This is a genomic window from Mesorhizobium sp. M0011 (genome assembly GCF_040324155.1).
GTDB lineage: Bacteria > Pseudomonadota > Alphaproteobacteria > Rhizobiales > Rhizobiaceae > Mesorhizobium.
Genome location: NZ_JAMYVQ010000026.1, coordinates 66,114 through 75,299, shown reverse-complemented (window position 1 = coordinate 75,299; position 9,186 = coordinate 66,114). Strand labels below are relative to the sequence as shown.

At 61.6% G+C, this 9,186-nt stretch carries 13 protein-coding genes; all 13 read right to left on the bottom strand.

Annotated elements, in window-relative coordinates:
* Positions 1–8: 8 nt before the first annotated feature.
* From NKK51_RS24590 to NKK51_RS24530, 13 genes are read right to left on the bottom strand one after another with little or no spacing between them, the layout of a single operon-like run.
* On the bottom strand, positions 9–305 hold the full coding sequence (locus tag NKK51_RS24590) for a PAAR domain-containing protein (RefSeq protein ID WP_352554875.1): 297 nt from the start codon (positions 303–305) through the stop codon (positions 9–11).
* Positions 305–937 (bottom strand): phage baseplate assembly protein V, encoded by a 633-nt coding sequence (locus NKK51_RS24585; RefSeq protein ID WP_352554886.1) that lies wholly within the window; start codon positions 935–937, stop codon positions 305–307. The genes NKK51_RS24590 and NKK51_RS24585 overlap by 1 nt, the downstream gene beginning before the upstream one ends.
* A 2-nt stretch (positions 938–939) precedes the next feature.
* Positions 940–2,046, bottom strand: a complete 1,107-nt coding sequence (locus tag NKK51_RS24580; protein WP_352554874.1) for a phage late control D family protein — start codon at positions 2,044–2,046, stop codon at positions 940–942.
* Positions 2,024–2,692 carry a CIS tube protein gene (locus NKK51_RS24575; RefSeq protein ID WP_352554873.1) on the bottom strand — a complete coding sequence of 223 codons (669 nt, stop codon included), beginning with the start codon at positions 2,690–2,692 and terminating at the stop codon, positions 2,024–2,026. Before NKK51_RS24575 ends, NKK51_RS24580 begins: the two co-directional genes overlap by 23 nt.
* A gap of 9 nt (positions 2,693–2,701) precedes the next feature.
* Positions 2,702–3,796 carry a hypothetical protein gene (locus NKK51_RS24570; RefSeq protein ID WP_352554872.1) on the bottom strand — a complete coding sequence of 365 codons (1,095 nt, stop codon included), beginning with the start codon at positions 3,794–3,796 and terminating at the stop codon, positions 2,702–2,704.
* Positions 3,793–4,197, bottom strand: a complete 405-nt coding sequence (locus NKK51_RS24565) for a phage tail protein (protein ID WP_352554871.1) — start codon at positions 4,195–4,197, stop codon at positions 3,793–3,795. Before NKK51_RS24565 ends, NKK51_RS24570 begins: the two co-directional genes overlap by 4 nt.
* A gap of 31 nt (positions 4,198–4,228) precedes the next feature.
* Positions 4,229–4,387: a DUF6760 family protein gene (locus tag NKK51_RS24560; protein ID WP_352554870.1), complete on the bottom strand. Its 159-nt coding sequence runs from the start codon at positions 4,385–4,387 to the stop codon at positions 4,229–4,231.
* A 20-nt stretch (positions 4,388–4,407) separates the two neighbouring features.
* Entirely contained in the window at positions 4,408–4,803 is a 396-nt protein-coding gene (locus NKK51_RS24555; RefSeq protein WP_352554869.1) for a hypothetical protein, read from the bottom strand.
* Positions 4,804–4,831: 28 nt separating this feature from the next.
* Positions 4,832–5,266: a phage tail protein gene (locus tag NKK51_RS24550; protein ID WP_352554868.1), complete on the bottom strand. Its 435-nt coding sequence runs from the start codon at positions 5,264–5,266 to the stop codon at positions 4,832–4,834.
* Positions 5,267–5,279: 13 nt separating this feature from the next.
* Positions 5,280–6,845 carry a phage tail sheath family protein gene (locus NKK51_RS24545; RefSeq protein ID WP_352554867.1) on the bottom strand — a complete coding sequence of 522 codons (1,566 nt, stop codon included), beginning with the start codon at positions 6,843–6,845 and terminating at the stop codon, positions 5,280–5,282.
* Positions 6,846–6,882: 37 nt separating this feature from the next.
* Complete coding sequence (locus NKK51_RS24540; protein WP_352554866.1) at positions 6,883–7,809, bottom strand: hypothetical protein; 927 nt, start codon at positions 7,807–7,809, stop codon at positions 6,883–6,885.
* A gap of 28 nt (positions 7,810–7,837) precedes the next feature.
* The gene (locus NKK51_RS24535; protein WP_352554865.1) at positions 7,838–8,575 is read right to left on the bottom strand and encodes a hypothetical protein; all 738 of its coding nucleotides are present in this window, start codon (positions 8,573–8,575) and stop codon (positions 7,838–7,840) included.
* A complete protein-coding gene (locus NKK51_RS24530; RefSeq protein WP_352554864.1) occupies positions 8,575–9,180 on the bottom strand; it encodes a Pvc16 family protein in 606 nt (201 codons plus the stop codon). Before NKK51_RS24530 ends, NKK51_RS24535 begins: the two co-directional genes overlap by 1 nt.
* Positions 9,181–9,186: the final 6 nt, after the last annotated feature.

Genomic DNA, 9,186 nt, shown 5'->3' with positions numbered 1-9,186 from the left:
CGTGTTCCTCATCCGATCAGCACCGTTGGCAGACCTTTGGCGATGGGATTGGGACCGCCCGCCTCGGTGATGACATCGCCGACCCGCGCCGCCGGCAAACCGCCGATCAGAACGGTTGTGCTGCCCATGGAGACGACCCCACCGAGATGTGGCTGCAGCCCATTGAACAACGGACATAGATGCATGTCCGATCCCGCCCGCCAGCCTGGCATGCCTCCGATCAAGACGGTCGGGCAGCCCGGCCCCGGCAGCAGCCCGGTGCCGTGGGAGGTGAGATCGCCGAAACGTGCGGCTGGCTGTCCCATCAGTTGATCTTCACGATTGAGCCTTGGACGGTGAGCAACGCACCGGCCGTGAGCTTCATGTCGCCAGTGGCCGCGATCTCGATCTTCGGCGCCTTCAGCGAGAGGCTCACTTTCGACTCGATGCTGATCGAACCGCCTTTCGTCTCGATGACGAGTTTGTTGCCTTTGCCGTCGTCGAGCTTGATGCCGTCATCATCGAGCTCGAGCTTCTTGCCGTCGTTCAGTTCAAGCCGTATCAGCCCTTTGCTGCCATCGTCGAAGGTCAGCTTGTGACCCTTCCGGGTCTTGATCATGCGAATGTCGTTCTTGCCGTCCGAATTGCTGGCCGGTGACTTGTCGACCCCGTTCCACAGCGAGCCGAGGACGTAGGGAAAGCGCACGTCGCCGCGCTCGAACGCGACCAGCACCTCGTCGTCCACTTCAGGAATGAAGAAGGTTCCGCGGTTTTTGCCAGCCATCGGGCTGGCTACACGCGCCCAATAGCTGTTGCGCGGCTGGGCGTGCCAGGGATAGGTGACCCTCACCCGCCCTTGCCCGCTGTCGTCCTGGTTTTGCCGTACGATCGCGACCGCGACGCCCTTGACGGCGCCGCCGGCTTCGAGCGTCGTTTCGCGCGGAAAAGGATCCATCATGTTCACAGCGAAGTCTCCTTGACCTTGAACCGGGTGCGGTAGCCGTTGCCATCGATTTTGTGGGTGGTTTGCTGGATGTAGTAGGTCTTCGAGAAGGGCTCGCCGAGGTTGCCGATGGCGACATTGCGATCCGGCAGCAGGTCGGGCAGGCCGATGCTTTCGGCCTCGCCCGTCAAAAACCGTTTGGCGTGATCGTTGAGCACGGCCTCGGCCCGGCGCCGTGCCTCCGCTTCGGTGAAAACGGGCTGGCGCAGTTGTACAACAGCACCCTTGCCCGTCGCCGTTCGCAGCGCCGCCCCGCCGCTGGTTCGAGTGCCCTCAGCGCCGGATTCCTCACCGGCGAAAGCCTTGCCTACGATCGGTTTTTTGCTCTGCGGATCCCAGCCATAGACTTCGACCGACGAGACCTGGGCCGCGAGGTTAGCCTCCGGCTTGAAGTTGAGCAGGCTCTCCCCCCAGCGCAACGAAACGACACCGGGCTGCCGGTCTTTCGGTGGGCCGAAGCTCAGCGAACCGTTTGTGGGATCGATGAAAAATTCATAGTGATTGCGCGCAGCCAGCTTCTTGATGAACTCGATGTCGCTCTCCTGGTTCTGCTCGATCTGGGCATGTTTTTCCTTTGTCGGCTCGACGCTGGTGCCGAGGTTGTGCTCTCGCGCCAGGAGGTTGACGACGTCGCTGTCGCTGACGTTGGCCCAGCTCTGCGAGCGTTTGCCGAGAGTCATCGGAAACATGTTGTCGTAACCCGCGACACTAAGTTCAGGCGTGCCGCTTTCGGCAAAGCTCGTCGATATTTCGGTGATGACGCCCCTGATCATCAGGATGAGCGCGGAGTGGTCGCCATAGCCAAGGTGGATCTCGACGGCGGCGCCGAATTTCAGCAGTTCGAGCACTGACTGGCCGTAGCCGCTCAGGAACGCACGCCGCTCAAGATCGTAGGTCTCGACGACGGTGAAGCTGAAACGCCCGGCCCCTCCCAGCGTCAGGTCGACTTCAACCTGGCTGACGCCGATGGCGAGATCCTGCGTCAGCGCCTGCCCTCCGACCTTCACCACGAAAGCCGGAACGTAGAACGCGCCATCGCGTTCAGATGCTTCGGCGAATTCCATCTCTTTGCTCCAATGGTGGAATGGTTACCCACTGCCCCGAGACGATATCGCGTGGATCATCGAGGTCGTTGGCATTGGCGATCCCGCGCCAGCTGGCGGCGTCGTGATATTCTCGCGACGCCAGCAGCCAGAGACTGTCGAGACCCACAATGACGCGGCGTTTGCTCTTGTCGGCCGACTGCAGGCGCGGCCTGGTGACGAGTTCACTCAGCGTCTTGTATTCCTTGAAGCTGACATTCACCGTTGCCCGCACCGGCCGGCCGTCGGGCTGGAACATGGCGAGCTTGCGCGACAGCTTCTCGATGATCGCTTTGAAGCTCAGCTTGCCCCAGACGAAACGGACGATGGGCGGGGCGTGCTGGTCGTTGTCGATCTCGAGCAGGTTGGCGAACTCGTCGAGCCTCTGGGTTACGTTGCTCCGGTCCGCCGGCTTGTCGGTGTAGTCGTCCAGAAAGAGCTCCATCGACAGCACGTCGGCTTCGCCGTTGATGAAATGGATCAGCGGGCCGCCGAGGCCGGGGATTGATGTCGACTTGTAGGCGTTCGAGCGCTCGATGGTGTATTCGGAAGGATTGAACATCACGCGGATCTGCGCGCCTGCCTTCGAGCCGGAGAGAATGTCGATGCTGGCTTTTTCAAGGGCCATGATCTTCTCCTAAAGACCGCGCCGTTCGCGCTCGATGCGCAGGCGTTGTTCGATCCGGCGCATCACATCGTCGGTGAGGCGGCTGACGAGAGCTGGATCGATCACGGCAGCTGCATTGGTGGCGGGCGAATTCGACAACCGAGGCATGATCCGTGCGCCGGCCACTACGGGTCGCGAACTGGTAGGGTGTGTGGTCATGGGCGCGTTCGCAACAAGGGGCGCTGTGGTCGATGCCACTGCGGAACTCTCGGCGCCCGGCGCGCGAGTGCGAAACACCAGTGGCATCGCTTCCTGGCGGGTGATGACAGGAACAACGGGGCCGGTTTCGATACGCCGCGCGCGAACGGAGGTGGCGGTCGAACGCAGGCGTCGTTGCGTGAGGCCGCGCCCGCCATTGCCACTGTGGATATTCACCTCGGCGCCAATCACGGATGGCCCACGGGAAAAAGCTGGCATCGTTCGCGTCGACAGGGTAGCGACGACGCTACCTGAGCGCAGCGACCGCGGGCGTTGCCAGGCGACGGCCTGCACCCTTGGCGCGGATGAAACAGGTGTCGCTGTAATCGCTGCGGCGACCATGACGGTTTGACTGGCGAAAATGCGCTCGCTGCGCCTCGCAAGCCGCCCCGGCTGCCGAGCCGAGTCGGGGGCCGGGCGACGGACACTCATCGGCGGCCGAGGCAGAAAGCGTTCGCGTACGATGCGCTCGCGGAGCACTTCGTGCAAAGACCGAAGAAGCTGCGGGCTCGATGTGTTCAGCCCGCCGCTCGCCGGCGCCAGTTCCCCCGCTGGAACCGCGGATGCACGATATTCGATCTCCCGCTCGCGCAGAATGACGACCGACGAAGAACCTGAAACCGCGGCCGGGGTGGACGGCGCAGTCAACTGGCCATGGCGGGCCAGCGAGCCATGGCGCGGACCCTCGGCAATGCGTTGAACCAGCCGGCGACGGCGCCAAGACAAGGAAACCGGCATAGCAAGCCGGCGCCGTATCACGATGCGCGCCGAAAGCCGGCGGCCCGTCGCCGACCATACCTGCCGGTTGGTGAGCGGCTGGCGTCGGGTCCATGTCCTGGTGGCAACCATGCGCCCAGCCATCGTCATTTTCCCTTCCGGAATCCGCGATGGGCCAGTTCGATGCTCTCCACTACGATCTGGGAGCTCGCGGCATCGAGGTCAGTGCCCGACCATTTGACTGGCAGGGCGCCATCGATGAGCCACCGCCATGTTTCGTTGTTGGTGGAATCGCGCATCACGATGGTTATGGGACGGCGCTTGACATCACCTTCGACCAACCGGTCATGCCAACTCCACATGAAGTCGTCGACGAGACCACGTTCGAGGACCAGGTTGCCGTAGGTGGTCTGGTTGACGAACTTGTGCTCATAATCGTTGACCCCTCCTTCGCGGTAGGTATCGACCTTGATCTCACGCGCGATCCCCTTCACACGGGCAAATCCGCCGCGCTGGATGCCGTCGATTTCGACGAGGAACCTGAAGTTCATGAATGGGTCGACACGCATTGGCGAAGGCAACTCAGAGGTTGTCGAAGGGGTTGGGCGGGGTGCCGTCCAGGGCCCGGTTGATCTCGGAGATCGAGCGGCACCATTGCCGCCGATCCGCGTGTTCCAGGGACATCAGCTCGGCTGGGGCCCAATGGAAGTGGTAGGCGATAAAGGCCATCTCTTCGCGCAACTGGCGCGCGGGATAGGCCTTCAGGCTTCCCCCACGGTCTGGAATCCTTTCGGCGAGGCCGTTTGATCGATGATCGCAGGGCTGGTCCCCGGGCCGCCGTCGGGATCGTCGCCACCGTTGAGCTGTTCGTAGAGACGCTGCAGGTAATTGAGATCGGAGGCGTAGAAGCCCTCGACCACCCGGGTGTCGACCGAAGCGAGATCGCCCAGCCGGGTGATCACCCGCGCCAGCACGATGATCGCGAGATAGGCCTCGTTCTGCTGCACGCGCGGATCTCGCAGAGGCAGGATTTCGTCGGCGGCGGTGGCCAGCCGCATGACTCCCCGCCGGTGCAGGATGCCGGTCGAGTCGAGATAGCCCTTGGGTAGCGTGAATTCTATTTCTGTCTGGAAGCTTTCGTTCGGTCGCATGTTCATGGCTCGATCCTTCGCTTCGTGGCATCCCCTATTGGACGCGCTCGATGCCTTCGTTGACGAGTTCGATCGATTCGATCAGCACCTCGTTGCCTTTGCCGTTGAGCCCGCTCACCGTATATTTGGACGGCCATGCATCGGTGATCACGAACCGTGCCTTGTCGGCGCCCGCCTCGTCCTGGACGATGATCGCGACTTGCTTTCTGTTGGTCTGGATCTGGCCGGCAATGATGGCGTCATGCCAGGACTCAAGCTCGGTTGAGTCCGTCATGCCCCACTTCAGCGTCACAGTGCCGAATTTGGTCAGCCCGCTGAGCTTGCGGACATAGTTCGGCTCATTGCCGTCGCGATAGTCGACGACATCGCTTGCCGTCTCGCCGATCGCGACCTCGCTGAAATTGGCTTGTGTGATGCCGCCGATCTCGAGCCGAAAGCGAAAGTTTCGTAATGGGTCCTTGCGTGCCATGGTTCATCCCTCCTCAGCGTTGGGCTTCGGCTGTTTGCTGGAAGACGCGGAAGATGACGAACTCCGCCGGCCGGACAGGAGCGATGCCGATTTCGCAAATCAGCCGGCCATTGAGAATGTCATCCTGCGACATCGTGGTGCGATCGCAGGTGATGAAGAACGCCTCCTCCTCGGTCCTGCCGAACAGGGCGCCTTCCCGCCATTGCGCCCGCAGGAAGATGCGCAGCGTGTCCTTCACTCTCGCCCACAGGCGATCGTCGTTAGGCTCGAACACAACCCATTGAGTTCCCTCGTAAATCGATCTTTCAAGGAAAATGAAAAGCCGCCTCACCGAAACGTATTTCCAGAGCGTGTTGGACGACATGGTGCGAGCGCCCCAGACGCGGATGCCGCGTCCTGGGAACCGCCTTATCGCATTGACGCCACGGGGGTTGAGCGTCTCCTGGGCCCGGTCGTTGATGTCGTATTTGAGGTCGACGGCACCCCGGACGACCTCGTTGGCGGGCGCCTTGAACACGCCGCGTTCCGTGTCGGTCCGCGCGTAGATGCCGAGCGCGTAGCCGCCCGGGGGCACGAATTTCATTGCGCCGGATTGCGGATCGGAGATGCGGATCCAAGGGTAATAGAACGCCCCGTAGCTGGTATCGGTCAAATCCGTCCTCGGGTCGATCTGAGTGACATCGCTGTCATTCGGACCGGCATCGACGGCCGCGAAGCGGAACCTGAGCCTCTCGCAATGCGCGATCACCGCGAGGCTGACGTTATTCTGGTCGGGCGGGTAATAGGGCGCGTGGACGAGCGCGACTTCCCGATATGGATCGAGTTCGAGTGCGGCCAGCCCCTGCTCGCTCAACCGGTTGACGGCTTTCTCGCCCACGAAATCGTCGGCGAGAAGCGGATTGGGCTCATCAGCACCGCCTTCGAGCAGTCCCGTGGCGAAGTCAGGCATGGCTTCGTCGTTGTCGTCGGGGCCAAACAGATTGATGAGCGCTGAATTGTCCGTCAGGCGCTTGGGGAAATAATCGGGCGAGCTGCGATTGAGAATGAGGTCGTCGAAATCCTCGCTGATCGCCGGACGCGGCAGCTTTGCCCGATTTGCGGCAAGAAACGGATCGAACGGCTCGAAATTGTCGGGGAAGATCGACCAGTACGCCGCCTTGACGCGAAAGCCGACGGGCACCTTGTTCCCGTCCTTGTCGACCGTCTCGGTCGAACTTTTTTCGACGCCGACCCAGATCCGATTGCCCCACTCGCCGGAACCAACCGCCTCAACCCGGAAGTCGCCGAACGGCTTCGCCGCAGCGGTCGCGTTCTCCCCGACCACGCGGCAGGCGAACATGCGGCGGCCGCCATTTTCGAAAAATCCATTGACGGCGTATGGCATATAGCGGTCGCGGTTGCCGAACACGTCGCCGAACCAGCGCTTGTAGTCGCCGTAGCTGGTGATCGCGCGGGGTTTTGTAGGCCCGCGCTCGGTCTCGCCGAGGAAAGCGGCCGTGCTTGTCGGCACGCCCTCGATCGGGCGCGGCCCGCGTTCGATTTCTTCGACATATACGCCTGGAGCAAGATATTCGGGCATTGTCATTTCTCCTTGGAAGAGTGCGGCTCAGACGAAATCAGGGCGCGACTTGTCCACTCGCAATGGCGGCCCTGATGGTGGCATCCCGTGTTTTCAGCGCTTCGTTGTAGAGTTTAGCGAGCGTCGGAAGATCGTCGGGATCGCGCGCGAAGTCCCCTTCGGCAACGCCGTAGGCGTCCTTCCTTGCCTTGTAGTCGAGCCAGGCGTCATCGATCGCCTTGCCGAAGTTCGACGGAAGGATGAGGCGCGGAGCGGGGGCGGTGTACTGCCAAACGGGTGACGGCTTGGCCGCCACCCTGGTTGCGACGGCCTCACCCTTTTCTTCGCCCGATTGGTTCGCGGTATCGTCATCCGGCGTCAGGTATCGACGGAGCGCTTCAGGGCCGTCGTCCTTGATTTGCAGGAGTGCCTCGTCGTCGAACATGGCAATGCGCCAGTGAGCGGGGATGAGGACGGCCCAAAGCAGGTAGACGGCGAGCCCCTGATTGCGCTTCGGCACGGCCTCGTCGATCTCGTTGAGGAGGCCGATATTTGCCTTGAGCACCGCGTCAAGTTCCTGCGCGTTGGCGATCAGCAGATCCAGCGTCTTCTTGGACGCCTCCAAATCCCGCGTTGCATTGCGCAGCGCCAATTCGTTCTTGCCCCGTCCACGCCAGAATTCCTCGATACGCATTCTCTGCGCCAAGACATCGGACTCGGTTGGGTCGACGTACTTTCGGAAAAAGGCCGCTATCTCGGCTTCGCTAAAGAGCCGCTTGAGTTTTGTGAGCCTATCCTTGATGAACTCATGCTCTTCCTTCCACCGCCTCAGCAGATCCGGATACCTGGCCTTATATGCCTCGACGACGGCGTCCTTCTTCTTGAGGAAGGCTTCAAGTTCGCTTTTGACCTGAGCGAGCTTTTGGGCCTCGTAGCCGGCGATCTGCTTGGCCAGGTCCTTCTGCAGTTCTATCAAGTCATCCATCACACTTCTCCAAGCCCACAGGTACGGTTCAGTTTGCCGGCCATGCCAGTTTGACGTCCTGGTCGAACAAGCGGCCCGCCGCGATCTTCTCGATAACCTTGTCCTTAACCCAACGGTTTCCCGGCACGATCCATGGCTGCATGCCGGCACGAGTGACTTGCAGGCGCACCGTCAGCAGCCCCTCGACGACCTTCGCGTCGTCGGCCGGCAGGCGAATGAATGTGGCGAACTGCCCAAAGCAATCGGTGCGGGCCTCGCCGGGCAGCGGCTCTTGGCCCGCGGCCGGGGCGGCTGGCTTCCAATTATGTTCGTCATTCTGCCAGGCGAGTTGAACGATGGCGTCCATGATCGGGTTAGCATCGAAGGCGGCGCCGTCTTTTAGACAACCGCGTACCGCCGTGACTCCCTCGCCGAACGGATAAGCGGCAGTGGGCCTGAGGAAAGCCGTGAACAGGCGCTTTCTTGCCGGAATAGGATCGTCGGTGGGTTGCGGGGTATCGATTACCGCGTCCTCGAAGGGCGGCGGGTTGGGCCTGTCGTCCGGCTGCACCCTGACCTTGGCTGGCCAGTCATTGCGGGGCTCAAGCCAGACGAACTTGCCCGAATGATTGATCACTGGCGGCCCATTGATCACCTTGCCGTTGGCGTCCAATGGCTCGACTTTGATGCGATCGTAGAGTGTCGATCCCGAAACGCTGTCGATCACTTCGATGGCAAAGAGGACCCGGCGCGTCGGCGGCGCGATTTTTTCCAGTTCGCTCAGCATCAGGCGCGCTCCACGATCGGTGCCGGTCGTGGCAGATATTTCTCGTGCACCACCGGCGTTCCCGTTTCGCGTGGATGCTGCGGGTCGATCCACACCGGTGACGCCAGATAGACGACGGAGGTCCGGTAATTCACTGCCGGAAAGAGCGACCAGATGCGACCCATCTCCTCCGTCGAGACGGTATCCAGGGAGAGGTGTACGAGTTCACCTTCTACGAGCAGACCAAAACGGGAGGCAGGGTCATTCAGCCTCTGCATTGCGGTGCCGAGGGCATCCGGTCCCTGCCATTGAACGATCGGCTTTGTCGGCCTTCCGCACAGCACGAAATGGACATCGAGCGGCAATGCCTCATCGTATATCTCGTCGCGGACGACAGGAATGCCGCCGTGTGGATCGGGAACGAGCGCCGGCACGCGATGTTCGGTGTTGCGAAGATCCGCATTGACGCTCACCCGATAGGGAAACAGGATCAGGCGCGGGTCCCCACTTATGGCATCGTCGACATCGAGCGGGCCGAAATAGACGTTGATCTTCGGATCAATCCCTGACGCCTCGATCCGTTTCGCGATTTCTTCGCCGACAAGCTGTATGGCGTTTCCTTTCATGACCGA

Coding starts and splice junctions, on each gene's coding strand:
- NKK51_RS24535 (WP_352554865.1), bottom strand. CDS start 8,575: ATGCTGAGCGAACTGGAAAAAATCGCGCCGCCGACGCGCCGGGTCCTC.
- NKK51_RS24585 (WP_352554886.1), bottom strand. CDS start 937: ATGATGGATCCTTTTCCGCGCGAAACGACGCTCGAAGCCGGCGGCGCC.
- NKK51_RS24575 (WP_352554873.1), bottom strand. CDS start 2,692: ATGGCCCTTGAAAAAGCCAGCATCGACATTCTCTCCGGCTCGAAGGCA.
- NKK51_RS24555 (WP_352554869.1), bottom strand. CDS start 4,803: ATGAACATGCGACCGAACGAAAGCTTCCAGACAGAAATAGAATTCACG.
- NKK51_RS24530 (WP_352554864.1), bottom strand. CDS start 9,180: ATGAAAGGAAACGCCATACAGCTTGTCGGCGAAGAAATCGCGAAACGG.
- NKK51_RS24590 (WP_352554875.1), bottom strand. CDS start 305: ATGGGACAGCCAGCCGCACGTTTCGGCGATCTCACCTCCCACGGCACC.
- NKK51_RS24540 (WP_352554866.1), bottom strand. CDS start 7,809: ATGGATGACTTGATAGAACTGCAGAAGGACCTGGCCAAGCAGATCGCC.
- NKK51_RS24550 (WP_352554868.1), bottom strand. CDS start 5,266: ATGGCACGCAAGGACCCATTACGAAACTTTCGCTTTCGGCTCGAGATC.
- NKK51_RS24570 (WP_352554872.1), bottom strand. CDS start 3,796: ATGACGATGGCTGGGCGCATGGTTGCCACCAGGACATGGACCCGACGC.
- NKK51_RS24580 (WP_352554874.1), bottom strand. CDS start 2,046: ATGGAATTCGCCGAAGCATCTGAACGCGATGGCGCGTTCTACGTTCCG.
- NKK51_RS24565 (WP_352554871.1), bottom strand. CDS start 4,197: ATGAACTTCAGGTTCCTCGTCGAAATCGACGGCATCCAGCGCGGCGGA.
- NKK51_RS24545 (WP_352554867.1), bottom strand. CDS start 6,845: ATGCCCGAATATCTTGCTCCAGGCGTATATGTCGAAGAAATCGAACGC.